Source organism: Paraburkholderia sp. PGU19 (assembly GCF_013426915.1).
Taxonomy (GTDB): Bacteria; Pseudomonadota; Gammaproteobacteria; order Burkholderiales; family Burkholderiaceae; genus Paraburkholderia.
Window position 1 is genome coordinate 541,406 of record NZ_AP023182.1, and the last position, 23,173, is coordinate 564,578.

Below are 23,173 nucleotides of genomic sequence, written 5' to 3' on the forward strand. Positions count from 1 at the left end.
ATCGAGCGTAGAACTTGACGTTGTTGAAAGGGGAGCTGTGACCGGATTGCGCCCTGAAGACATTAGCGGTTCAATGCTTGCGGCGTTGGTGACCGTCATCGGGCTTCTACCGAAAATTGAAGTACTTCACGCACGCGGCGCGCTGTGTAGTGTTTGATTAACGCGGTGGCTGCCAGCACAATCAAGAAGTCAGGAGGGGAACAATCGCCAGGTGACTCACTGACAGACGGGCGACTCCCCCACGTTCACGCGTAGGTAGCACGTAGCGGATTCGCACTCCGGCTTCCGTATTTGACGCGAACAATGGCCACCATTCGGGACAATTCCAGGTTCAGCCTCATCCTGCACACCGGAATTGTTGCAGTGGCGTATTTCGCAGGTGCGAAGCTAGGACTTTCCTATGCGGTAGTGGGCGGCGCAATCTCTCTTGTATGGCCCTCCAGCGGCATCGCTCTCGTTGCGCTGCTCGCTCTGGGCATCGAAGTTGCCCCGGGAATTGCCGTTGGCTCTTTCCTGGCCAACATGTGGGGGGCGTGCCTCCAGTCGTGGCCGCGCTGATAGGCATCGGGTCCATGGTTGGACCGTTGACGGCAGCCGTATTGCTGAACCGCGTGACCCGATTCCAGGTGACCTTGGCCGCGTCAATGACGTGTTGGCCCTCATCGGTCTGGCTGCGGTGATGAGTACGGCAATCAGTGGGCTGGTCGGCACGACCGCGCTGCTAGAAGGTGGCCTGGTGCCGCTCGCTGGGTACGCAGCGGCCCTTCTGAAATGGACTTGCTCGACCCGCTGCTGCAGGTACCGTGCAGCACAGGAAGCCATCAACAACGCGCTGAAATATTGTCACGGCCACCACATCTGGGTTGACCTCGAGCGGGCGGGCGGTCTGCAGACACTTTCCATCAGTGACGACGGGGTAGGCATCGGCCCGGAAGAAATGGAGCGTGCCGCGGGTCTTGGACTGCACAGCCTGCGTCACCGGGCAAGCCTGCTGGGCGGCTCCTGCACCGTGACCCGCAACGGCCTGGGCGGCACCACCGTCGCCATCAGTTATCCGCTACCGGAGGATTCCGGCCATGCACAGCAAATGCGCTAGCCCAGGCCGTGCGACGCAAATCCTCATCGTGGATGATCACCCCATCATCCGGGACGGGATGACGCTTTTGCTCAATCTGCAAGAAGGTCTGCACGTCTGCTGTGCAGCGGGCAGCACCGAAGAGGCGCTCGCGGCGATGGACTGCCAGCCCGACATGGCCATTGTGGACATTAGCCTGCAAACGGACTCCGGCCTCGAACTTGTCAAGACTCTGCGTCACCGCTATCCAGATTTGGGAATCCTCGTCCTCAGCATGCATGACGAAAGCCTCTTTGCCGAACGCGCCCTGCGGTCCGGGGCAAACGGGTACCTGATGAAACTCGAGGCCACTGAGCATGTCGTGAGCGCCATCCGCGAAGTGCTGGCGGGCAATATTTACATGAGTGCTGCCATGCATGAGAAGCTCGCGCGGGCGCTTGCCGTACCTCACAAAAAGCCCGAGGGCCCGATTGCGAGACTGTCGGAACGGGAATTCGAAGTCCTACACCTGATCGGCCTCGGCTTCAGCACCCGTGAAATTGCGGAGAAGCTGAGCCGGAGCGTGAAGACCATCGAAGCGCACCAGGCCAATATCAGAGAAAAGCTGAACATCCGTAACGGCAAGGAGCTGACGCGGTTCGCAATTCAGTGGATCGAGAGCCAATAAGGCTGTGCCCGCCCACTTAATCAGGCAATCCCCTAGCCTCTTTTAAGACGGGCGCCTTATTCACGCGCATGGGGTCGGCGAATACAGTCGTAAGTGCCCAGCACCGAGCGGTCTGCCTCCGGTGCGTCTGCCGAAACCGTGCGACGGGTGCAACAGAACGGGACCCGCCGCGGAATGCCGAAGGAACAATCATGCGCGCATTCGACGTCATGACTCCCTCCGTCGTCACCGCCAGACCGGACATGACGATCCACGACGCTGCAAAACTGTTTGTCGACAACCATATCGGCGGTATGCCGGTTGTCGATGCGAACGGACAGGTAGTGGGCATTGTCAGTCATCGCGACCTGCTGCATCGCGTAGAGAACGGTACAGGGAGCAGCAAGCGCCCGTGGTGGCTCGAAATTCTTGCGTCGTCGCCTCGTGACCAGGCTGCGCGGTATGTGAAGGAGCACGGTCGACTCGTGGGCGACGTCATGTGCGACCAGGTGATTTCGATCGCTGAAGACATGCCCCTCCAGCAGATTGCAGATCTCATGGAGCGTCGGCACCTCAAACGCGTGCCGGTGATGAAGGACGGCAAGCTGGTCGGCATCGTGTGCCGGGGAAACCTGATTCGCGCGCTCGCGAACGTCGAACCGCGCGTGGACGGGCAAGCGCATGACGATGCGAGCCTGCGCGACGCGATCGTTCGCGAAATGCACGGACAGCGCTGGGGGCTGCCAAAACAGAGCGTTCTCGTCAAGGACGGCGTCGCCCATCTGTGGGGTGTGAGCGAGTCCGACGAGGAAAGGCGCGCGATCCGCATCGCCGCCGAGGGTGTGCCCGGCGTCAAACGCGTAGAGAGCCACGTGCTGCAGTCTCCGGGTGTGATTCCAACGCTGTAGCCGCTCTCAACCGCGGACCGTTGCCATGTGTTCGACTCGGTCCTGTGCGCAAGGCAAAGAGGCTCGCTTTGAGCCGGGCCTCATTCGATACAGGAGGAAATCAGCGAAGTGAAACGGCTTGCTTTGGCACCGCTCGGACTCGCGTTACGGGGCGGTTCCCCTACCGCTGGGGTCAGTCCGATGTGCGGTTAGCGCTCTTGAACGCCTCGTGCTTCACTGCATCGATGGGTCGTTGACGCCGGCTGCATATAAGGAGGCTTGTCGCACCCTGGTCGCAATCGTTGGAGGTAGCTCATCATGAAATTCCTTGTGCAAACTGTCGTTATCCTTACTGTCTTGGCTACTCCGGTTATTTCGTTCGCACAAGCGAACAGCACCGTGACACGTGAACAAGTCCGCGCCGATCTCATCCAGCTCGAACAGGCTGGCTATCACGTCGGTGACGGCGACAATACAAACTATCCTGCTGATATCCAGGCTGCCGAAGCGCGCGTCGCGGCGCAGAACGGCGCAAGCAGTTACGGTGGTGTGGTCAGCGGGACGTCAGCGTCTGGTGCACCCGCGCCTGTTACCGGCTTGCAGCCGATTTACTTCGGTCAGTAAGCGATTGCGTTGACGAACCGCCTCGCATGGTTTTGCAGGCCGGCTCCATCGGTGGCTCGCGTATCGATCCTGGTGACACGGTTTGCTGGATGTGTGCCGCTGAGACCGGCGCGTCGATACGCTCCACCCGGCTGCTGTTCACGAGCTGGTGTTGATTGTGTTAAAGCCTGGCATTGCCGCTTCAACAGCCCACCAGTGATCATTGTGGCCCGCCCCGGCCCGGAATGTGGCGGCCGCTGCAGATAACGGGATGAGCGTTGTACTGCTCAATGCGGTCGCATAGGTATCGCCGGGTTCTACGTCCGTAGAGGGTCGCTTGCTGCCGGTCGCCGACTTGCGAGCTTCAGGCGGTGTACGCGGATTGCATGGGGACTGCACCCGGCCAGTTTTCGACACCAGTGCATGTGCGCGCGCCAGACGCTCGAACGGTCGCTTCACACTTGTAAGCAAACCTGACGGGCTCACTTGGGCCTGCCGACCGGGGCCGCAGAAGCGAAAGGGCCCCGTCACTTACGGCTTGATGGCCTTGTTGTCCGAGGAATCGGCCGGTGCGATCGCGGGCGATCCTGATGCCGATGATCCACTCTTTACGCCGCCGTATGAGAGGCGTCTTTCAGCCGCCTGAATATCCTGCGGATAGTTCCTGTCTTTACCCGCCGCGGGGTTGTAGCCGGCCTGTTCTATTTGCTGGAGTTCGGCGCGCACCTCGGCGCGTGTGCGGGGCGCCGTGTCCGACTGGGCGAATGCCGCCAGCGATACGGCGAAAGCGGAAGTGGCGGCGACTGCGAAAATGACCGATTTCACGATGACCTCCTGTTGCGTACTGCACCCGGTTAAGCCCAGTTCTGTCATCCCTGGAGTTTAGGCGAGCAACCCTACGAGACTGATACAACGGGCATGGCGCCGGCGGCGTCCATCACGTTTAAACAAACATCTTGCTCTTTTCTCGGATTCCGTGCTGGATGAGTATGCGGAGGGAGGAGAGTAGTATCGGTTGAGCGCGTAGCGACGATGGTACTGTGACGAAGGCCGGTGTGGCTGCCGCGGCAGCCGATCTGCGCGGGAGCTTCAGATCGGCAGAGGGGAGAGAGCGACAATCGATGGTGCAGGGAGATCCCAGCGACGTTCGCAGACGGGTGGCGTCTCATCTCCCGTTCACCCGTCGTGTGTGACCTCCATCAGGTGCGCGGACTCCACCTCCATCGCTTTTCACAGCATTAGCCCTGTTCAAAAGCCCCCCATGTAAGGTTTTGATTTTATCGGGATGCAAACGGGCTTTTTTGCCCGCCCAAAAGGGGCGCGGGGACAAATCCCGTTCAGTTAAGCGCTGAACGCATTTTTGTTTTTGTTCTGGGAAGGTGCTGTAAACGAGGTGCCGAACTTTTAGACGCTGCCGTCCTTGGCCTTGGTGACATTCTGGTTGGCGATTTTCTTCAAACGCCAATCCCTACTCGCCGCTCACCTTCGAGGCCCATTCATGGACGGGCTTTAGGCGCTCGATTGCAGATGACAAATCTTCGCCCGAGTCGCGTGATGGATCAATTGGAGTCGATATAGTGAGGTGAGGCGTAACCTCCATAATCCTCGAATCGGGATCCGGCCCAACCTTTCTCACTAAGGTCACCGCCTGGCTACCTCGGCCACGATATCTCCGGTCCTTGTCGAGGCAGCCGAGGGCTTCGGTGAGTATCGTATGCCATAGATCCTCGGTAAGTTCGGACAGGCAAAACTCACGTCCACCTAGATACTTCTCCTGGATCTCCGGCCTCGAAGTTACCTGCCACGCATCGCGAGTAAATCGTAGGGTGATGTTCTGAGGGTCGCGCAGATCGGGTACGAGTCGTAGTAACGCCGGGATGTCCAGTTCGGATGTTATTAGCGTAGCAATCGGCCAACCGCGGTATTGCTTGCCCTCGAGATTGACTCCTACACGTGCTGTCACTTCCTTCGGGTATATCGCAAGATTCCATTGGACTCCTTCGCGTCCATCACTAATTCCAAAATAGGGCTTGTTTAATTGCCCGAATGGTTGCCCTTTAACATTCAGATATTCGTTGAACCTGTCTAACAGGTGGGCGTATAAAAAGTTTTCCATAATGGTTTGCCCACAGTTGTTTAGAAAACGAGCTCAACAGATGTCGCCGGTGATATCAGGCGAGAAACTGGCCGTCGGCCGGTACGTTTTCGTACCAGACCTGGCTGACGGCTTTACTGGCTTGCGCCGTGCGGCACACCGGACGGCAAACCTGCATGTCCGCCAGCTTGCACCGGAGCGGCTGTCGAAGCGCCTGCGCCCGGAGCAGCAGCCGCAGGAGCCGAAGCAGCCTCAGCGGCAGGACCCGAGGCGGCTGAGGCTGCCGGGGCTTCGCTCGCAGCAGCGCTCGAGGCTGCGGCAGCGTCGGGCGCAGCAGATTCATCGCTGCCCTTGCTGCATGCGGCCAGCGCCATAGCCGCCAACAGGGATGTGACGAGGAGGTATTTCTTCACGGTTACGTCCTTTAGGGGTTAAGGCCAGCAGCCCGAGATGATACCGCTTGACTCAGCCCGCACCGCGGGTGAGATGCACTGACGCAGATGAGTGGCTGTTGAGGGTCGATGACAGTCGGCCGCGACACCCCGTATCCGGCGAGAGGCACTGACTCGCGATCTGCGCTGACGAGCGGCCTGTCCGCGAGAAAGCATCCGAACCATCGGTCGACAGACTGCTCCGGCAGATGGTTGTTATGCCTCTCGCACCAAATCGACGATGCCAGTCTCAACGCTCTCGAAGTGCATGCGGAGTGTGTCAAAGTAACAGCTCTTACCGTGAGCGACCCCACATGACCAAGTTACCGATTGCCGACCGATGGTTCGAACTCAAACGCATCAGCGACGACATTACCCTGCTTTGGGAACCCCACGTCGTGCCGCTGATGCGCTGCAATATCTGGCATGTGCGCGGACGCGACCGGGATCTGATGATCGACACAGGAATGGGTATCGTCAGTCTGCTGGATGCTGCCAAACACCTGCTGCAGAAGGACGTCACCGCTGTTGCCACGCATACGCACCCGGATCATATCGGCGGACATCATGAGTTCGAGCACACGCTGGTTCACGAGTTGGAGGCAGATAACCTGCGCTCGCCGCGTGAACCAGGCACCCTTCTGGCGTCGGTATTGGGCGCCGAAGCAATTCGCCGGTACCGCGAAGCAGGTTATCCTTTCGACGGCGATCTGATCACGGCCCTTCCTGGCGCTGATTACTCAATATCCGATTATCGTGTGCGTGCCGCAACGGTCACGGAAATCGTCAAGGAAGGGAACATCGTCGATCTCGGCAACCGGCATTTTGAAGTCCTGCATCTACCCGGCCACTCACCGGGCAGCATCGGCCTATGGGAAGCGGCATCCGGCACACTGTTCTCGGGCGATGCGATCTACGATGGCCCGCTGCTGGATGAGATAGGCGGTGCGGATATTCCGACTTATGTGCGCACGATGAAGCGCTTGCGTGAATTGCCTGTGCAAGTGGTCCACGCTGGACACGACGGGAGCTTCGGGCGGGACCGACTGGTCGAGTTGGTCGATGCCTATCTGGCTAAACGCACCTGATGGTTGGCCGGGTCCGCCGCTGGGTGCATTGCCGGCCGGACTTCGCGCGCCAAGGAAACGGTTGGCGTATGTCGGCCAACCGCTGCCATTCACGCTCGCCCAGGCGAAGCCGCTTCAGCAGCTCGTCCCTACCCAAAAGCGGCCACCGGGGGCGGATTCATTTCTCCTCCAGGCAGCCAGCGCCGTTTCTCGATCGGAGCGGGTGCGCCTCATCGACTGATCCAGTCATTACCGCGTTGGGTCCATCGCGCCACTTTTTGCAATATCCTGTCCCACGATAGTCCACACTCGCATCAGCGCGAGGACTTTTGCGGACCTTCCCCGACAAACGTTCCTAACAAGCCATGATTGCACGGCCCCCTTGCAGCCCTTAGTTGAACAGTGTTGTCAATCGTTATAGTTGTGGTCTAGTCTACAGCGCCGACGATTCCGACCATTGGGCATGCAAGGAGACCTCAACGTCGCTTAATGATGACCCTAGGCTCATAGCCCCGCTATGTCATGCTTAACGGGTTCTGGCTTGGCATGCTTCAAAGTGACCGCCTGACACAACGGATGCCGACGACGGGCGACGGGATCCTTGAAGGCGTTCAGATCATCTCCTCTATCTACCGACCAAGTGCAATCGATGATTACCGTGCAGGAGTTGCTTGATACCCCTTCCCTGAGACTGGCGGCGCTCGCTGGCTCGTCTGGACTGACGCGGACCATCACGTGGGCCCATGCCGTCGATCTGCCCGATCCCTGGAGATGGATTGCGGCGGGCAATCTTGTCATGACGACGGGTGCTGGCCTGCCGCGCAATGCATCGGACCAGATTGTCTGGCTGGAGAAACTGGCGCGCAGCAATGCCAGTGCATTGGTCGTCGCACGCCAGGCCGATGCGCCGGAATTGTCGCGCGAGATGCTCAAAGCGGCAGACCGTCTTATGTTCCCGGTGCTGGAAGCGAGCTTCGAGCTTGAATTCGTGCAGTTGTCCAAGCATGTGATCGAGAGTGTGCTGCAAGCTCAACGCGACCGTTTCAGAGCCAGCGAACAACTGTTCGAGACTTATGCGACCGCACTGCGCGAAGTTCCCGACATGGCCGGACGACTGACCGTTCTATCGGACCGGTTGCAACTCGGGCTGGCAATCGAAGATGCCCGCAGCGGCGCGATCATCGTTGCCTCGAGCCCCTTGCCGTCTTCTGTCGAGAGCGATCCAGTCTTTGTCGAACGCGTCGCTATCGGCGGACGGGCGAGAGCGGACCTGGTCATTTATCGTCGAGACGCGCAAGCGCTACAGGATCCGCTGCTGGTGCGCTCTTTTCTCGGCCTGCTTGAGATCGAGCTGGAACGAATGATGATCGACCGCGACCACCTGCGGGAACAAGGCGCAGCACTCCTGCGCAGCCTGTTGATGGGCGAGGCTGAGTTTTCCTTCCGTCCCATGCTGGAGCGCCGCGGGTTGACGGGCACGCTCGTCGTGCTCGCGATCTCTCCCGGAAAGCGAGGACCTTGGAGCGTAGCCGAGATCCATCACGCGCCACCTTTGCACACCCGCACGCCCTTGCTGCTCGAAGACGACGTGCTGCTCGCGCTGGCTCAGGATCATGCCGGCACGCTCGAATGCCTGCGAATCGGCCTGGGCGACGGCACCGTGCTCGGCATCAGCGGCCCGGTCACGGAGGCTGCCGGCTTTCGCGAGAGCGTGCGCCAGGCACGCCTTGCGCTGGCACAGGCACATGAAGCCCGAAAGGGTCTGGTGCGCTACGGAGAAATCGACACTGGCTATATCACGATGCCGAGGTCGCTTGCCGAAGCGAGCGCGCTGGTCGGCCGCTATCTCGGTCCTGTGATCGAGTATGACCGTGTCCACGGTACCACCCTGCTCGCGACGTTGACGACGTTTCTCGAGAACGACGGCAACTGGAAATCCACCGCCTTCGACCTGGAGATCCATCGTCAGACGCTTGTCTACCGCCTGAAACATATCGAGCAACTGACGGGCGTCAAACCGACCACCACCGACGGCATCACCCGCCTGTGGCTCGCCCTTCAGGCGGGAAAGGCCGCCAATCTGTTGTCTGGCTCGCCTTTGAAATCGTCAGATGGATAGTCATACATTTGTACAAAAGCCGTCGTTCAGGACGACAATTTACGCATAGCCCGGCCCGTGCGTTTTGCTTTTAATGGAGGTGACAAAAGACAAACTCGTTTCCAGGAGACAACCGATGCCTATCCAGACGGAGCTCGATCCGCGGCTAAAACACGCTCTGAAAACCCGGCATATCAGCATGCTGGCCCTCGGAGGTGTGATTGGAGCAGGTTTATTCGTAGGCTCAAGCGCAGTCATTGCGTCGACCGGACCCGGCGCATTTATCACCTATGCCATCACGGGATTGATCGTCGCGCTGATCATGCGCATGCTGGGCGAAATGGCAGCAGCACAACCCATGAAGGGTTCGTTCGTCGACTATGCGCGCCTCGCTTATGGCGACGTGGCCGGCTATGCAATGGGATGGCTGTACTGGTACTTCTGGGTGATCGTGGTCGGCTTCGAGGCCGTGGTCGGCGGCCAGACTATCCATGCATGGCTTCCCACCATTCCCGTCTGGATCATCTCACTAGGGCTGATGGCGATGATGACGGCGCTCAATCTGTTGTCCGTCAAATCATTCGGCGAAGCTGAATACTGGTTCGCGGGCGTCAAGATTGTCGCCATTGCTGCTTTCCTGATCATCGCGGGCGCCTACGTTTTTCATCTCTGGCCAGGATCGACAGCAACATTCTCCAATCTGACCGCACACGGTGGCTTCTTTCCCAAGGGCGCGGGCAAGCTGTTCACGGGCGTCGTGGTCGTGATCTTCTCCATGACTGGCGTGGAAGTCGCGACCATTGCTGCGGCCGAATCCGAGCACCCTGAGCGCAACGTTCGCCGCGCAGTCAACACGGTGATGGCCCGCATCCTGATCTTCTTCGTTCTCTCTGCGTTCTTCATCGTCGTCGCTCAGCCGTGGACAGACATCGTGCCGGGCAAATCGCCGTTCGTGGCGACGCTCGAGAAGATCGGCATCCCGGGCGCCGCAACCGTATTGACAGCTGTCATTCTCGTGGCCGTGCTGTCCGTGCTCAACGCTGGACTCTATACATCGTCGCGTCTGTTGCTGGTCCTGAGTTCGAACGATGAAGCGCCGAAGTGGGTGGGTCGTGTCAATCGCCGTGGCGTGCCGGCCTGGGGCGTCATCGCTTCGACACTCGTCGGATACGGCTGCGTGGTGATCGCGGCGCTCTGGCCTGACACGGTGTTCCTGTTCCTGATCAACTCGTCGGGCGCGGTGTTTCTGTTCGTCTATCTGATGATCTGTCTGTCACAACTCAAGCTGCGGGGCGAATGGGAACGTCGCGACGTCCTTAAGCTGCGCATGTGGGGCCATCCGTGGTTGCCTATTCTCGTGACCGTCACCATCGTCGCGGTTCTGGTCAGCATGGCGCTGGATCCGAAGACCCAGATCAGCCTTCTGCAAAGCGTCATCGCACTGATCGTCATCGTGGCTTCCTACCCAATGTTTTGCGTCAAGGGCAAGCGCAAGCAGATGCGGGCAGCGACACCATCGGCGGCAAATCGCACGTGACGTGCATAACGAGAACCTGGATTGGTAGGAGAGACGGATGCCATCCGCACAAGAACTGACGCAACTTCCAAACCGCCCGCTGTGGCACGAACCCTCGCGCGCGCGGGACATGCTGGACCGCGAAGAAGAGGCCGATGTCGTGATCGTCGGCGCAGGTTATACGGGACTATGGACTGCGTACTACCTGCTGAAGGCACAGCCATCGCTAAAGATTGTCCTGCTGGAGCGCGAAGCAGTTGGCTTCGGTGCTTCGGGACGCAACGGAGGGTGGGCGTCGGCGATATTTCCGATTTCACTCGAACGTGTGGCGCACATGTATTCGCACGCCGCCGCATTGCATTTGCAGACCGCGATGAACGAGACAGTCAACGAGATTGGACGCGTGCTCGACCTCGAAGGCATCGAGGCCGATTATGCGAAGCAAGGCTTTCTTTCTCTTGCACGCAGTCAGCCGCAGTTCGATCGGATTCAGGCCTCGGTCGATGCGTCGGTTCGCTTTGGATTGCCCGATCAATGGCGCGCGCTCGATGCGAAGGAAGCCTCGACGCGGATCGGCGCGGAGCGGGTGCTGGGCGGTCTTTACACCGAGCATTGCGCGCTGATTCATCCCGGCAAACTGGTGCGCGGCCTGGCAGCCGTCGTAGAAGCGATGGGTGCACGCATTTTCGAAAAGACGGCCGCGCTCGATATCGCGCCCGGACAGGTGACTACCGCGCATGCCGCCGTCAAGGCGAGTACGGTGGTGCGAGCAACCGAGGCATTTTCCTGCCAGTTGCCGGAGAACAGCCGCTCCGTCATTCCGCTGTACTCCCTGGTACTGGCGACGGAGCCCCTGCCTCAGGCGCTTCGCCAGCGGCTGAGGCTCGATCATCGGCTGGCATTCAACGACATGCGCCATCTGAGGGTGTATGGACAGGTGACAGCGGAAGGCCGATTGGTGTTTGGCGGCCGCGGCGCGCCATATCGCTTCGGCTCCAGGATTACAGCGGAGGATGACCTGGTCGACAAGGTGCATGCCAACATCCACGCTGCCATGCTCGAGTTCTTCCCCGACCTCGCCGATGCGCGCATCACGCATCGCTGGGGCGGCGCGCTCGGCGTGTCGCGGGACTGGTGCCCGACGGTGAGCATGGACAAAAGGGCGCGCATTGCCTGGGCCGGAAATTACGTAGGCGACGGCGTCGCAACGAGTAACCTGGCCGGCCGCATCTTGCGCAATCTGATTCTCGATTGCGACGACGAGATCAATCAGTTGCCTGTTGTCAACCATCGCTCACCGGCGTGGGAGCCGGAGCCTTTTCGCTGGATCGGCGTCAATGGCGGTCTCACAGCGGCGGGCTTCAGTGATTTTGAAGAACGTGTAACCAACCAGCCATCGCGTACAGCACGAGTCCTTGAAAAGCTGACGGGTGCGCATTGAAAAAGGAGTAACACATGACGAGATTCACCATCGTCAAAGCCGCCGATATTGCTTCGGACCGACTCGCTTCAGCCGGCCAGCGCGCCGGGGCCGATAGCGGCGATCCCCAGATTGCTGTGAAGACGCTTGCGCCCGAGGCGGTTGGCAATCTGGGCATATGGGAATGTCAGCGGGGCGGCTGGCCCGTGATAAATCGCCCCGATACCGAATTCACATACATCATTTCTGGCCGCGCCAGGCTCACCGACGATTCAACAGGGGAAGTGGCCGAGATCACCGGTGGAGATCTCGTGATCTTGCCGCCCGGTTGGACGGGGCGCTGGGATGTACTGGAACCCGTTCGCAAGATCTACGCGATTTATTGAACCTGAGCCGGGCGCATCGCAAGAGAACGGCGAATTCGCGATGCGACGGTCCGGCGACGCTTTATTCAGTTGAGAAGCACAGACGGCAGGGTATCTATAAAACCGACCTAATGTTTGGAGACAAAGCATGCGTAAATTCATTACTCTTGGCGCGACAGCCTGCACAGCAGTCACTCTGACGCTGCCGGCAATGGCACAGGAAGTCGTCGTGATCGGACACTCCGCTCCGCTAACCGGGCCTCAAGCGGCAAACGGCAAAGACAATGAATATGGCGCGCGAATGGCCATCGACGAACTGAATAAACAAGGGGTGCTGATAGCGGGCAAGAAGGTCACTTTGAAACTGGAGTCGCAAGACGATCAGGCCGATCCCAAGACCGGCGTTCAGGTTGCGCAGAACCTCATCGACCGCAACGTCGTCGCTGTGCTGGGGCCGTACAACTCGGGCGTGGCGATTCCTGCGTCTCGCGTGTACAACAATGCAGGAATTGCACTCCTGCCTGTTGCATCAAATCCCGCAATCACGAAGCAAGGCTTCAAGAACATTTTCCGGATCGGCGCCAGCGATTCCCAGCTTGGCGGAACGATGGGCGACTTTGCGGCAAAGGAATTGAAAGCAAAAATGGTTGCCATCATCGACGACCGTTCTGCGTACGGGCAGGGAATTGCGGAGCAGTTCGAGCAATCGGCCAAGGCAAACGGCCTGGAGATTGTCGACAAGCAATTCACCAATGGCCAGGCAACGGATTTCCTTGGCATCCTCACGGCTCTCAAAGCGAAGAATCCTGATGTCATTTTCTTCGGCGGCTATGCATCTCAAGCTGCGCCGATGGTTAAACAGATGCGGCAGCGCGGCTTAAAAGCCAAGTTGCTTGGAGGAGACGCCATCTGTACGGCGGACATGGGAAAAGTGGCGGGCGACGCGGCCTCGATTGTCTACTGCTCGCAAGGCGGAACTGCTTTGGATCAGACTGAGGAAGGCAGACAGTTCATCAAGAAGTACAAGGACACGTATCATACTGACATGCAGGTCTATGCGGTCAACTACTATGACGGCGTCAAGATGCTGGCCGACGTCATGAACAAAGCGGGGACGACGACCGACAAAAGCAAGCTGATCGCGCAACTGGCGAAGGAGCAGTACAAGGGAATTGCGGGCACATATTCCTTCGACGCAGAAGGGAATCTAAAAGGCGCACCAACAACTGTGTATGTGATTCGAAACGGCTTGCCCGTTCCTTACGTCAAGTAAGCGTAGTCTTCACGGACTTCGTCGAAATGACCGGATACCTATTCAAGCGTACCCGGTACCGGTCATCGGACGTTCGCCATAAGGATGCAGAGCAGTTCTCAGAACCAGCATCGGACGGTGATGGTTGACAGACTATGCGCCGATGCGTCGTTGCATCCGAGCGCTAAAACTATACGAAGCTACCTGCACCTCCGCGGTCTCATTGCCGGCCGGCGCCCGACTTGGTCGAGCATGCTGCGCCGATCGCGTTTTGTGACGGCGGCAAACGCGCCACATTGGATCTCGACGCGTACGAGCCATCGCTGAATCGCAGGTATCACGCTTGCGCGTTCGCGCACGGTGCTATTTGGGCTGTCTTTTCGGTGTCTTCGACATGGATCGAGCCCGCCGACAAGCGGCTTTCTCGTGTGTGCACCGAACTGGAACACCTTCGATGTTTCCTCGACCGCACGACACATTCGCCTCCATGCGCGCTTTTTTCCGCCGAGTTGCCCTTCTTCCGCGTAAACCCGCTTGCACCTTATTTTTGATGATCCTATATTGCATTTCACCATCAACTATTACTATGCGATAAATCATGGGTGACGACGTTCTGTTTTCGAATCACGGCCGTGTCGCGGTCATCACGCTGAATCGTCCCGAACGGCTGAACGCCTGGACCACACCGATGCGCGAATCGATCATTGCGGCGCTCGAGCGCTTCAACGCCGACGACGATGTCGCCGCGATCATCATGACGGGCGCGGGCAATCGCGCATTCTCGGCGGGGCAGGATCTCGCCGAGGCGCACGACTTCGACGGCGAACGCGCCGTAGCGTGGGTCAAGGAGTGGCAGCGCTACTACGCGACGCTGCGCGGTCTGTCCAAGCCGCTAGTGATGGCGCTCAACGGCACGGCTGCAGGTTCGGCGTTTCAGGTCGCATTGCTCGGCGATATCCGCGTGGGCCACCCGGGCGTGCGCATGGGCCAGCCGGAGATCAATGCGGGCATCGCCAGCACGACCGGCCCGTGGATCATGAATTCGATGCTCGGCATGTCACGCACCATCGAGCTCACGCTCACCGGCCGTCTGATGGACGCCGACGAGTGCTATCGCATCGGGCTGATTCATCACATCGTCGACGAAGACAAGGTCTTCGAGAAAGCGCTCGAAATCGCCACGGAGCTCTCCGCAAAGCCGCCCGTCGCGATGCGTCTCGACAAACAGCGTTTCCGCGAGATGACCGAACCGGGTTTCGTCGACTGTATCGAGGCGGGGGAACGCATTCAGCGCGAGGCGTACGACTCGGGCGAGCCCGCTCGCATGATGGAAGAGTTCTTCAAGAAACGCGCCAAATAAAGCGGACGGAAGCCGGGCAGTTCCTTCTCAACCCTAGTGCGAGAGACCTGAACCATGACACGAGACTTCAATCCGACGCGCCGCCGCATTCTGCACGGCGCGGGCGCGCTCGCCGTGGCCGGCATGATGCCGCTGGCCGCACGTGCTCAAACCAAGCAGATCGTCGTATCGGACCCGGGCGGCCCATACACGAGCGCGTATCGCGAAGCCTTCTATGACCCGTTCGAGAAAGCGACGGGCATCAAGGTCGTCAGTGTGGCGCGCGAATCGCAGCCGGTCGCGCAATTCGCGGCGATGGTGCAAACGAAGAACTATGTGTGGGACGTCACCACGCTGACGCTATCGGCGGACATTCCGTATCTCGAAGCGAAAGGCCTGCTGGAGCCGATCGGCCTGAAAGCGAGCGACTATCCGGACATCATGCCCGAGGCGATCACGCCCAACTGGCTTGGTGTCGACGTGTATTCGACCGTGCTCGCGTATCGCGCGGACAAGTTCAAGGACAACGGCCCGAAGTCGTGGGCGGACTTCTGGGACGTGAAGAAATTCCCCGGCCGCCGCTGCCTGCGCCGCAGTCCGCTCGACACGCTGGAACAGGCGCTGCTGGCCGACGGCGTGCCGCTCGACAAGCTCTATCCGCTCGACGTGGACCGCGCATTCAAGAGTCTCGACAGGATCAAGCCGCATATCAACATCTGGTGGACCTCCGGCGCGCAGGCGATGCAGGCGATCCAGAGCGGCGACGTCGACATGATCTCGACCTGGAACGGCCGCGCGCAGGCCGCAAAGGACAGCGGCGCGCCGGTGACGATCGTGTGGAATCAGGGCCTGTATTCGATCGAAGGCTGGGGCATTCCGAAAGGCACGCCGCACGCCGATGCCGCGAAGCAGTTCGTGCGCTTTTGCGCCGACGCGAAACGTCAGGCGGGGCTCACGCGCACGCTCGCGTACGGCCCGACCAACAAAAAGTCCTTCGAGACCATCAGCAAGGAACGCGCGACGCTCCTGCCGACCGCCTCGGACAACATCAAGGACATGAAGCTGCCGAGCCCGCAATGGTGGGAAGAGAACCGCCAGAAGGTCACCGAGCGGTTCAATTCGTGGATCATTTCGTAAGGAGCGTACGATGAGCTCGAAACTCGAGGCAATTGGCATCGCGAAGCGCTATGGCAATTCGGTCGCGCTGGAACCGACGGACCTCGCCGTGCAAGCGGGCGAATTCCTGACGCTGCTCGGTCCCTCGGGTTCGGGCAAGACGACCTTGCTGCAGATGATCTCCGGGCTCGTCGCGCCGAGCGCAGGGCGCATCGAGATCGACGGGCGCGATGTCACGCATGTCGAACCGGGCAAGCGCGGCATCGGCATGGTGTTTCAGAGCTATGCGCTGTTCCCGCACATGAGCGTGTATGACAACGTCGCATACGGCCTGCGCATGCGCCGCAAATCGCGCGACGAAGTACGCGCCGCAGTGGACGACGGGCTCGCGATGGTGCGCATGACCGAGTTCGCAAGGCGCTTCCCGAAGGAGTTGTCGGGCGGGCAGCAGCAGCGCATCGCGCTCGCGCGCTGCTTCGCGTACCGGCCTTCCGTGATTCTGCTCGACGAGCCGCTCGGCGCGCTCGACAAGAAACTGCGCGAACACATGCAGACCGAGATTCGACGTCTGCACAAGGAACTCGGCGCAACCTTCGTCTACGTGACGCACGATCAGGACGAAGCGCTCACGCTCTCCGACCGTATCTGCCTGATGAACCAGGCGCGCATCGAGCAGGTGGGCACGCCCGCTGATCTTTACGATCGCCCCGCCACACGCTTTGCGGCAGGCTTCATCGGCCATTCGAATCTGCTCGAAGGCGAAGTGGATGCTGCGCGCGGCGCCGCCGGCGAGCCGGTCCTGCTCGCTGCGGGCGGCCGCATTCCTTTGCCGCTCGGCGCAGCGGGCGCGACCGCCACGCGTCACACGCTGCTTCTGCGTCCCGAAGCGCCGCGTCTCGTCGAACCGCACAGTGGCTTCGTGGCCGGCACGATCGCCGATGTCGTGTTCTTCGGCAGCGACACGCGCGTGTCGCTTTCGATGAGCGACGGCAGCGAGCTGACCGTACGCTGCGAGCGCAGTGTGACACCGCGCATCGGCGACAAGGTGGGGCTCACGTGGGATCCGCATCGCACGACGTTGCTGCACGCCTGAGGAGCTCCCATGACCATCGCTATTCATGCGCTGCGCGAAAACGAAGCCTCGCGGCGCGGCCGGTCCGTCGTGCTCACGCGCTGCATGCGCTTTCTGCCGATCGTGCCGACGCTGCTGTTCCTGCTGGTGTTCTTTATCGTGCCCGTCGGCGAGATACTGCAAGGCGGTCTCGTCAGCGCCGACGGTCAGATCGGCTTCGCGCAGTTCGAACGGATCGCGCGCACACCGGTTTATGCGAAGGTGCTGTGGATCACCTTCGCCATCTCGTTCCTGACGGCGGCATTGTCCATCCTGCTCGGCTATCCCGTCGCGTACATGCTGAGCCGGCTGTCGGAGCGCGTGCGCGAACGCTGGCTGCTATGGATCATGCTGCCGTTCTGGACCAGCTATCTCGTCAAGACTTACGCGTGGATGCTGCTGCTCTCGAAGACGGGCGTGCTCTCGACGATCGCGCTCTCGCTCGGCCTTGTGCACGAGACGAGCGGCACGATACCGTCGCTGACGGGCGTGCTGATTGGCATGGTGCATTCGATGCTGCCGCTCGCCGTCATGACGATGCTTCCCGTCATGCGCGGTATCGACGACCGGCTCGCGCAGGCGGCGGAAACGCTCGGCGCGGAACGCAGCACCAGCTTCTTTACGGTGTTTCTGCCGTTGTCGTCGCCGGGCGTGGCGGCGGCGGGGCTGCTCGTGTTCATCTCGAGCCTCGGTTTCTTTATCGTGCCGACGCTGCTCGGCTCGCCGAAGGAAACGATGATCGCGCAGCTCGTGATCTCGTCCGTCCTCGAACTCTTCGACATGCGCTTTGCCGGCGCGCTGTCCACGGTGCTGCTGGTCTGCTCGATTGTCATCTTCTTCGTCTATGACCGCATGGTCGGCCTCACGTCGCTGACGGGCGAAGTGACGGAGCGCTCGCGCGGCTCGCGCGCGCAGGGGTTCAGGCTCGCACTGCTGATGACGGCGGGCCGTTTCTTCGCGCCGTTCATGATGCGCCGCAACGCGCTCGCAGACACGGTGGCGCGCGCCGCGAGCCCGCTCGGACTCTATACGTGCGTCATCATGGCGCTGCTCGTGGTGCCGGTGCTGTCGGTGATTCCGTATGCGTTCACGTCGAGCGACTACATCGCGTTTCCGCCGAAGTTCTTCAGCACGCGCTGGTTCGGCACCTTCATGGATTCGCCCGTATGGCGTAGCGCGATCATCCGCTCGTTCGAAGTCGGTCTGGGCACGGCGCTGCTGTCGCTGCTGCTCGGCTTCGGCGCGACGCTCGCGATGACGCGCATGCCGCGCCGTGCGAGCAAGCCGGTGTTCGCGCTGCTGGTCGCGCCGTTGATCGTGCCGCGCATCGTCGTCGCAGTGGGTCTGTTGTATCTGTTCGGCCGCCTGGGACTCACGGGCACGAATCTCGGCCTCATCGTCGGGCATACGGTGCTGGCGATTCCTTACGTGGTCGTCACGCTCGCGGCTGGCTTCCAACGCTTCGACTGGCGTCTGGACGACGCAGCTCGCGTGATGGGCGCCTCTCCGTTGCGGCGCATTACGTCGGTCGTGCTGCCGCTGCTCATGGCAAGCGTCACGGCGGCGTTCCTGTTCGCGTTTCTCGTTTCCTTCGACGATCTGACGATCGCGATCTTCGTGAGCGGCGGCATCAATTCGACGCTGCCGAAGCAGATGTGGGACGACATCCAGCTCGCGATAACGCCGACGCTCGCCGCCGTGTCGACGACGCTGGTCATTCTCATCGCGCTCGTCGTGGCGGTGTCTTCCTGGCTCAAGCGCCGCGCGCGCTGAATCCCGGGCATTTCAATCGGTACAGATATGCATCGCTATCCGGAATACTTCGCTCACCGCCATGCAGACGACGAACTCGACTGCGTGCCACTGCTCGCGGCGGGATTGCGCCGTGCACCGTTGCGCACCGTCGCGCACTTCGACGATCAGGCGATCACGTGCCATGACATCGCGCGGTACGTCGCGCAGTTGCAGCGGTGGTTCGCACGCGAAGGGCTCGTGCCGGGCGACCGCGTCGCCGTGATGCTCGGCAACAGCGCAGAGCACGTTCATCTGATCTACGCGCTCGTGCTGAGCGGGCTCGTCTGGGTGCCGGTGAACACGAAACTGCGCGCAGCGGGCCTCGAGTATCTGCTGCTGCACGCGGAGCCGAAGCTGCTCATTATCGATGACGAATTCGAGGCCGTGACCGCGACGATCGACTGCGCTGCGACGCGGCGCGTGCGCATCCCCGCGTTCGATGCGCAGGAAGCGCATGCCGCATTCACGAGCCCGAGTATCGGCGTGCACGATCCGCTGTGCATCATCTATACGTCGGGCACGACGGGTGCGCCGAAGGGTGTTGTCTTCACGCACCGGATGATGCGCATCGCGGGCGAAGCCGCGCTGTGCGTCGCCGATGTGCGCGAAGGCGACCGGCTGTTTCTGTGGGAGCCGCTGTGTCATATCGGCGGTGCGCAGATGCTGCTGCTTCCGTTCCTCGAAGCCGTGACCTTGCACGCAGTGCCGCGCTTCTCGGCCTCGCAGTTCTGGCCGCAGATCCAGCGCGCCCGCGCGACGCAGCTGCATTACCTGGGCGGCGTGCTCGATATCCTGATGCAACTGCCGCCCGACGCGCAGCCCGAAACGCACACGCTGCGCGTCGCATGGGGCGCGGGCGTGAGCGCCTCTGCGTGGATGGCGGTGCAGGCGCGGCTCAACTTGCGCCTGCGGGAATGCTATGGCATGACCGAATGTTCGAGCTTCGCGACGGCGAATGCGACGGGCAAGCCAGGGTCGATCGGCCGCGCGCTGCCGTGGATCGAGATCGAACTGCTCGACGAGGAAGGCCAGCCCGTGAAGGACGGCGAAGCAGGCGAGATCGTGTTGTCGAGCAAGGTGGAGGGCACGTTTTTGCCGACCTACCTGAAGAATCCCGACGCGACCCGAGCCGCGTTGCGCAACGGCAGACTGCACACGGGCGACCGCGCGCGACGCGATGCCGACGGCGATTTCTACTTCATCGGCCGGCAGACGGACAGCATGCGGGTGCGTGGCGAAAACGTATCGGCGTGGGAGATCGAGCGCATTTTCGCGGAGCATCCGGCCGTTCACGCCAGCGCGGCGATCGGCGTGGCATCGGCGATCGGCGAGCAGGATATTCTGCTCAACGTGCAGTTCAAGGACGCCCCTGTGGACTGGGAAACCATGCACGCGTGGGCGCGCGAGCGGCTCGCCAGTTTTCAGTTGCCGCGCTATTACCGTGCGGTGGAAAGCTTCGAGCTGACCGCGAGCGAGCGCATCAAAAAGCATCTGCTGCCGCGCAGCGTGGACGACGCTTGGGATCGGATGGACAAGGCTCGAATGTGATATCGCTATTCGATACCGCTTTAGGGTCATGCGATAATTCGCCAACAATCGACAAGATGAACATCTGATGACCGACGCGCCTAAAGTTCCGCGCAAGCGTAAGAGCCCAGCGACGAAGCCGCAGGCCGAGGCGGCGGATCCGACTGCCTCTTCGCTGTACGTGCAGTCCGTCGAAAAGGCGATGAAAGTGCTCACCGCCTTCGACGGCAGCAAGCGTCAGTTGTCGCTGTCCGAGATCTCGTCGCTCACAGGTTTTGACCTGAGCGCGACGCAGCGCTTCACGTTCACGCTCGCGGCGCTCGGCTATCTCTTGAAGGATGCCGACAGCCGCAAGTACGAGCTGTCGCCCAGGCTGCTGGACTTTACCTACCATTACCTGACGTCCAACGAACTCGTGAGTCGTGCGACGCCTTATCTTCAGCAACTCGGCTCGGAGACGGAGGAAGCCACCAATCTCACCGTGCTCGACGACACGGACATCGTGTTCGTGCTGCGGATCGTGAGCCGCAATGTGTTCAACGCCCACGTGATTACTGGCTCGCGTCTGCCCGCATACTGCACTGCACCGGGGCTCGCAATCCTGGCGACGCTCCCGGACGGAGAAATCGACGACATCCTGTCGCGCACGAATCTCGTGCCGTATACGTCGTCGACCGTGTATCAGCCGCGCAAGATCAAAGAGCGCATCGCGCAGATACGAAAGCAGGGGTACGCGCATACGGAAGACGAATACTTCGTCAGCGATATTTCGACGGCGGCGGCTATCATCAATGCGCACGGGCGAGGGATCGGCGCGGTGAATATCGCTGTGGCAAGATCACGATGGCACGCCGACCGCGACGAGCGGCGCTTCGCCGATCTGGTCATTTCCACGGCGTCGGCAATTTCAACGCGGCGTCGCGTCGAATAGCGCTAGTCGTACTCCCACTGTTTCAATTTGTGCGTCGAATGTCGCGCGCAGTCTCGCCGGCGATGAAAGCGCCTGGCGCGCCCCGAGGTCTGTGATCCGGGACGTGACCTTGCGGTTGGCGCGAGAGGGACCAACCTTGATCACGCAGGTTTGACAATCTGCCGCGCCACCATCGAACGCCACGGACGACGCTTATGGGCGACGTTGCGTTCCCCCGCGGGCAGATGCGGTGCAGTAGTGGCGAACTGCATAGCTACGACATACCCTCATCGTCAAGCTGTCGCTGCCGCCCATGCCACGATAAATGTCCGTAGCGAATCGTTGGCTTTGAAGAAATCGAGACGTTGTTCCATGCTGCTCCCGGTGGTGGTTTAGAGGAGGGCGAGCGCTTCAATGCTGCGCCGGTTTGACGTCGAACGCAATCCGCCCCGCGGGCAGGAAGGTGAGCGAGATGACAGCACCTCCCTTGACTTCCGGAAAGTGGTGGCTGCCCGGCGCGGGCGCAGTCCAACCGCCATAACACCAGCCGTTCGGACCCGCGAGCGCAGCGTCTTCATCGAGCGGTACCACCAGATTGATCTCGCCATACGGGTGCAGATGATCATCGGCGCGGAAACTGCCTTCCGGGTTGTCCTGGGTGTTACCTGTGCTATCCAACAGCACCGCTGTTGCGCTGAAGAAGAGCGTCTCCGCGCTGGGCATGACGACTCGTGAGCGACGGTAACGCGGGCCAGTGACCTCGATATCGGCCGCCCAGCCCTCCTTCACGCCGAGGGTAATCAGTCGCGCGAGGTCCTTGTACAACTCGCTTTCAATGCCGTATTTCGTATTCAGCCATTGCTCAAATTCGGTACTCGTGGTCATGTCCTTGACCTCTTGCAGAAAGGGGATGAAGCGGGCGACAAGTTCATTTTTGCGATTTGTGAATTGGCTTTGAGTCATGTTTGACATAGCACGCCGTGAGCGTCGGCGAAACCCGATGGCGTTACACGCATCACGCCCTTCGGGATCGACGATGGATGGAAAGGGATTGACGGCTTTGCTTAGGCCAGGCCGCCGCTCACCGGAATATAGTGGCCGGTGGTGAAACCCGACCCCTCACTTGCGAGAAACGCGATAGTTTTGGCCGCGTCGGTGGGACGGGCGAGCCGTTTCATCGGTATGCCCGCAGCAATCGCTTTCAGGCGTTCGGGCGGAATCAGCCTGTCCGCGGTGGCACCTTCCACCGTGGTCGGTGCAACAAGGTTGGCGGTGATACCGTGCGGTGCGAGCTCAAGCGCGATGTGCCGTACGAACTGATCCAGGGCCGCCTTGGAAGTCCCCAGTGTGATCATCCCGACCCGCGCACGAGTGGATGGCAGGGCACTCATATAGATCAGCCGTCCGTTGCCACGCGACATCATGCCTGGTACAACAGCCTTGTACCACGAATGCGGCATGCAACTCGGTGTCGAGCTTACCGCCGAGTTGCTCCCAGCTCAGATCGGCAAACGAGGTAATGACATACGGCGTCAAGGCGCTATGCACGAGAACGTCGATCTCGCCCCAACGCTGATTGACTTCATTGACCATCGCGGCAACATCGTTGGCATCGGTGACGTCGGCTTTAATCGCTATGGCTTCTCCACCGGCCGCGACGATGGCTGCCACCACGTCGTCGGCCCGGGCTGCGCTGTTGCGATAATTTATAACGACCCGGTGCCCTTGTTCGGCCAGCGTCTTCGCAGTAGCCCCGCCAATGTCGCCGCCGCCCCCCGTGATTAGCGCGATTGACATGAGGCCACCTCCACTTTTTCATACTTGAAATAGCTGCCCTGACCGGCCGCACGCGCGGTCAGTTCTTCATGGATACGACGCTCCACATAGATCAATTCAATTGTGCGCATGCGCAAAGTAACTC

General features: G+C 60.6%; 23 protein-coding genes and 1 pseudogene. 18 read left to right on the top strand and 6 right to left on the bottom strand.

Features of this window, described 5'->3' with window-relative positions; all coding sequences use genetic code 11:
• The first annotated feature begins 303 nt into the window (after nt 1-303).
• The 5 genes from H1204_RS52105 to H1204_RS42855 all read left to right on the top strand — a co-directional run bounded on the left by H1204_RS52105 (nt 304) and on the right by H1204_RS42855 (nt 3,232).
• Nucleotides 304-558: an MASE1 domain-containing protein gene (locus H1204_RS52105; RefSeq protein ID WP_243469099.1), complete on the top strand. Its 255-nt coding sequence runs from the start codon at nt 304-306 to the stop codon at nt 556-558.
• Nucleotides 559-679: 121 nt separating this feature from the next.
• Entirely contained in the window at nt 680-1,096 is a 417-nt protein-coding gene (locus H1204_RS52110; protein WP_243469100.1) for an ATP-binding protein, read from the top strand.
• Nucleotides 1,077-1,742 carry a response regulator transcription factor gene (locus H1204_RS42845; RefSeq protein ID WP_180736128.1) on the top strand — a complete coding sequence of 222 codons (666 nt, stop codon included), beginning with the start codon at nt 1,077-1,079 and terminating at the stop codon, nt 1,740-1,742. The genes H1204_RS52110 and H1204_RS42845 overlap by 20 nt, the downstream gene beginning before the upstream one ends.
• A 191-nt stretch (nt 1,743-1,933) precedes the next feature.
• A complete protein-coding gene (locus H1204_RS42850; protein WP_180736129.1) occupies nt 1,934-2,629 on the top strand; it encodes a CBS domain-containing protein in 696 nt (231 codons plus the stop codon).
• Between the two features lie 297 nt (nt 2,630-2,926).
• Nucleotides 2,927-3,232: a DUF4148 domain-containing protein gene (locus tag H1204_RS42855; RefSeq protein WP_180736130.1), complete on the top strand. Its 306-nt coding sequence runs from the start codon at nt 2,927-2,929 to the stop codon at nt 3,230-3,232.
• 510 nt (nt 3,233-3,742) lie between these two features.
• Here H1204_RS42855 and H1204_RS42860 read toward each other — a convergent pair.
• The 3 genes from H1204_RS42860 to H1204_RS42870 all read right to left on the bottom strand — a co-directional run bounded on the left by H1204_RS42860 (nt 3,743) and on the right by H1204_RS42870 (nt 5,649).
• A complete protein-coding gene (locus H1204_RS42860) occupies nt 3,743-4,084 on the bottom strand; it encodes a DUF4148 domain-containing protein (RefSeq protein ID WP_243469101.1) in 342 nt (113 codons plus the stop codon).
• 595 nt (nt 4,085-4,679) lie between these two features.
• Nucleotides 4,680-5,327: a hypothetical protein gene (locus tag H1204_RS42865; RefSeq protein ID WP_180736131.1), complete on the bottom strand. Its 648-nt coding sequence runs from the start codon at nt 5,325-5,327 to the stop codon at nt 4,680-4,682.
• Nucleotides 5,328-5,382: 55 nt separating this feature from the next.
• Nucleotides 5,383-5,649: a hypothetical protein gene (locus H1204_RS42870; protein ID WP_180736132.1), complete on the bottom strand. Its 267-nt coding sequence runs from the start codon at nt 5,647-5,649 to the stop codon at nt 5,383-5,385.
• A 402-nt stretch (nt 5,650-6,051) separates the two neighbouring features.
• Here H1204_RS42870 and H1204_RS42875 point away from each other — a divergent pair, with 402 nt between their 5' ends.
• The 13 genes from H1204_RS42875 to H1204_RS42935 all read left to right on the top strand — a co-directional run bounded on the left by H1204_RS42875 (nt 6,052) and on the right by H1204_RS42935 (nt 21,273).
• Nucleotides 6,052-6,825 carry an MBL fold metallo-hydrolase gene (locus tag H1204_RS42875; protein ID WP_180736133.1) on the top strand — a complete coding sequence of 258 codons (774 nt, stop codon included), beginning with the start codon at nt 6,052-6,054 and terminating at the stop codon, nt 6,823-6,825.
• A 628-nt stretch (nt 6,826-7,453) separates the two neighbouring features.
• Nucleotides 7,454-8,923 carry a PucR family transcriptional regulator gene (locus tag H1204_RS42880; protein WP_180736134.1) on the top strand — a complete coding sequence of 490 codons (1,470 nt, stop codon included), beginning with the start codon at nt 7,454-7,456 and terminating at the stop codon, nt 8,921-8,923.
• A gap of 115 nt (nt 8,924-9,038) precedes the next feature.
• Entirely contained in the window at nt 9,039-10,439 is a 1,401-nt protein-coding gene (locus H1204_RS42885) for an amino acid permease (RefSeq protein ID WP_180736135.1), read from the top strand.
• Nucleotides 10,440-10,476: 37 nt separating this feature from the next.
• Nucleotides 10,477-11,859: an FAD-dependent oxidoreductase gene (locus H1204_RS42890; RefSeq protein WP_180736136.1), complete on the top strand. Its 1,383-nt coding sequence runs from the start codon at nt 10,477-10,479 to the stop codon at nt 11,857-11,859.
• A gap of 14 nt (nt 11,860-11,873) precedes the next feature.
• On the top strand, nt 11,874-12,224 hold the full coding sequence (locus tag H1204_RS42895) for a cupin domain-containing protein (RefSeq protein ID WP_180736137.1): 351 nt from the start codon (nt 11,874-11,876) through the stop codon (nt 12,222-12,224).
• Nucleotides 12,225-12,351: 127 nt separating this feature from the next.
• Nucleotides 12,352-13,476, top strand: a complete 1,125-nt coding sequence (locus tag H1204_RS42900; protein WP_180736138.1) for a branched-chain amino acid ABC transporter substrate-binding protein — start codon at nt 12,352-12,354, stop codon at nt 13,474-13,476.
• A 221-nt stretch (nt 13,477-13,697) separates the two neighbouring features.
• Nucleotides 13,698-14,006, top strand: coding sequence for a hypothetical protein (locus tag H1204_RS42905; RefSeq protein ID WP_180736139.1), 309 nt, complete (start codon nt 13,698-13,700; stop codon nt 14,004-14,006).
• A gap of 47 nt (nt 14,007-14,053) precedes the next feature.
• Nucleotides 14,054-14,815, top strand: coding sequence for an enoyl-CoA hydratase/isomerase family protein (locus H1204_RS42910; RefSeq protein ID WP_180736140.1), 762 nt, complete (start codon nt 14,054-14,056; stop codon nt 14,813-14,815).
• A gap of 54 nt (nt 14,816-14,869) precedes the next feature.
• Nucleotides 14,870-15,931, top strand: a complete 1,062-nt coding sequence (locus tag H1204_RS42915; protein WP_180736141.1) for an ABC transporter substrate-binding protein — start codon at nt 14,870-14,872, stop codon at nt 15,929-15,931.
• 10 nt (nt 15,932-15,941) lie between these two features.
• The gene (locus H1204_RS42920; protein ID WP_180736142.1) at nt 15,942-17,003 is read left to right on the top strand and encodes an ABC transporter ATP-binding protein; all 1,062 of its coding nucleotides are present in this window, start codon (nt 15,942-15,944) and stop codon (nt 17,001-17,003) included.
• Nucleotides 17,004-17,012: 9 nt separating this feature from the next.
• Nucleotides 17,013-18,794: an ABC transporter permease subunit gene (locus tag H1204_RS42925; protein ID WP_180736143.1), complete on the top strand. Its 1,782-nt coding sequence runs from the start codon at nt 17,013-17,015 to the stop codon at nt 18,792-18,794.
• Nucleotides 18,795-18,821: 27 nt separating this feature from the next.
• On the top strand, nt 18,822-20,363 hold the full coding sequence (locus H1204_RS42930; protein ID WP_180736144.1) for an AMP-binding protein: 1,542 nt from the start codon (nt 18,822-18,824) through the stop codon (nt 20,361-20,363).
• 67 nt (nt 20,364-20,430) lie between these two features.
• Nucleotides 20,431-21,273, top strand: coding sequence for an IclR family transcriptional regulator C-terminal domain-containing protein (locus H1204_RS42935; protein WP_180736145.1), 843 nt, complete (start codon nt 20,431-20,433; stop codon nt 21,271-21,273).
• A 390-nt stretch (nt 21,274-21,663) separates the two neighbouring features.
• Here H1204_RS42935 and H1204_RS42945 read toward each other — a convergent pair whose 3' ends face one another.
• The 3 genes and pseudogenes from H1204_RS42945 to H1204_RS52805 form a co-directional block, all read right to left on the bottom strand.
• Nucleotides 21,664-22,215 carry a DUF4863 family protein gene (locus tag H1204_RS42945; protein ID WP_180736305.1) on the bottom strand — a complete coding sequence of 184 codons (552 nt, stop codon included), beginning with the start codon at nt 22,213-22,215 and terminating at the stop codon, nt 21,664-21,666.
• A 101-nt stretch (nt 22,216-22,316) separates the two neighbouring features.
• A pseudogene (locus H1204_RS42950) lies at nt 22,317-23,049 on the bottom strand (SDR family oxidoreductase).
• Nucleotides 23,034-23,159, bottom strand: a complete 126-nt coding sequence (locus H1204_RS52805) for a hypothetical protein (protein ID WP_274608287.1) — start codon at nt 23,157-23,159, stop codon at nt 23,034-23,036. Before H1204_RS52805 ends, H1204_RS42950 begins: the two are co-directional and overlap by 16 nt.
• Between the last annotated feature and the right edge of the window lie 14 nt (nt 23,160-23,173).

Excerpts from the sequence above, each read along its gene's own strand:
- H1204_RS52105 (WP_243469099.1), top strand. The coding sequence starts at position 304 with ATGGCCACCATTCGGGACAATTCCAGGTTCAGCCTCATCCTGCACACC.
- H1204_RS52110 (WP_243469100.1), top strand. The coding sequence starts at position 680 with ATGAGTACGGCAATCAGTGGGCTGGTCGGCACGACCGCGCTGCTAGAA.
- H1204_RS42845 (WP_180736128.1), top strand. The coding sequence starts at position 1,077 with ATGCACAGCAAATGCGCTAGCCCAGGCCGTGCGACGCAAATCCTCATC.
- H1204_RS42850 (WP_180736129.1), top strand. The coding sequence starts at position 1,934 with ATGCGCGCATTCGACGTCATGACTCCCTCCGTCGTCACCGCCAGACCG.
- H1204_RS42855 (WP_180736130.1), top strand. The coding sequence starts at position 2,927 with ATGAAATTCCTTGTGCAAACTGTCGTTATCCTTACTGTCTTGGCTACT.
- H1204_RS42860 (WP_243469101.1), bottom strand. The coding sequence starts at position 4,084 with ATGACAGAACTGGGCTTAACCGGGTGCAGTACGCAACAGGAGGTCATC.
- H1204_RS42865 (WP_180736131.1), bottom strand. The coding sequence starts at position 5,327 with ATGGAAAACTTTTTATACGCCCACCTGTTAGACAGGTTCAACGAATAT.
- H1204_RS42870 (WP_180736132.1), bottom strand. The coding sequence starts at position 5,649 with ATGAATCTGCTGCGCCCGACGCTGCCGCAGCCTCGAGCGCTGCTGCGA.
- H1204_RS42875 (WP_180736133.1), top strand. The coding sequence starts at position 6,052 with ATGACCAAGTTACCGATTGCCGACCGATGGTTCGAACTCAAACGCATC.
- H1204_RS42880 (WP_180736134.1), top strand. The coding sequence starts at position 7,454 with ATGATTACCGTGCAGGAGTTGCTTGATACCCCTTCCCTGAGACTGGCG.
- H1204_RS42885 (WP_180736135.1), top strand. The coding sequence starts at position 9,039 with ATGCCTATCCAGACGGAGCTCGATCCGCGGCTAAAACACGCTCTGAAA.
- H1204_RS42890 (WP_180736136.1), top strand. The coding sequence starts at position 10,477 with ATGCCATCCGCACAAGAACTGACGCAACTTCCAAACCGCCCGCTGTGG.
- H1204_RS42895 (WP_180736137.1), top strand. The coding sequence starts at position 11,874 with ATGACGAGATTCACCATCGTCAAAGCCGCCGATATTGCTTCGGACCGA.
- H1204_RS42900 (WP_180736138.1), top strand. The coding sequence starts at position 12,352 with ATGCGTAAATTCATTACTCTTGGCGCGACAGCCTGCACAGCAGTCACT.
- H1204_RS42910 (WP_180736140.1), top strand. The coding sequence starts at position 14,054 with ATGGGTGACGACGTTCTGTTTTCGAATCACGGCCGTGTCGCGGTCATC.
- H1204_RS42915 (WP_180736141.1), top strand. The coding sequence starts at position 14,870 with ATGACACGAGACTTCAATCCGACGCGCCGCCGCATTCTGCACGGCGCG.
- H1204_RS42920 (WP_180736142.1), top strand. The coding sequence starts at position 15,942 with ATGAGCTCGAAACTCGAGGCAATTGGCATCGCGAAGCGCTATGGCAAT.
- H1204_RS42925 (WP_180736143.1), top strand. The coding sequence starts at position 17,013 with ATGACCATCGCTATTCATGCGCTGCGCGAAAACGAAGCCTCGCGGCGC.
- H1204_RS42930 (WP_180736144.1), top strand. The coding sequence starts at position 18,822 with ATGCATCGCTATCCGGAATACTTCGCTCACCGCCATGCAGACGACGAA.
- H1204_RS42935 (WP_180736145.1), top strand. The coding sequence starts at position 20,431 with ATGACCGACGCGCCTAAAGTTCCGCGCAAGCGTAAGAGCCCAGCGACG.
- H1204_RS42945 (WP_180736305.1), bottom strand. The coding sequence starts at position 22,215 with ATGACTCAAAGCCAATTCACAAATCGCAAAAATGAACTTGTCGCCCGC.
- H1204_RS52805 (WP_274608287.1), bottom strand. The coding sequence starts at position 23,159 with ATGCGCACAATTGAATTGATCTATGTGGAGCGTCGTATCCATGAAGAA.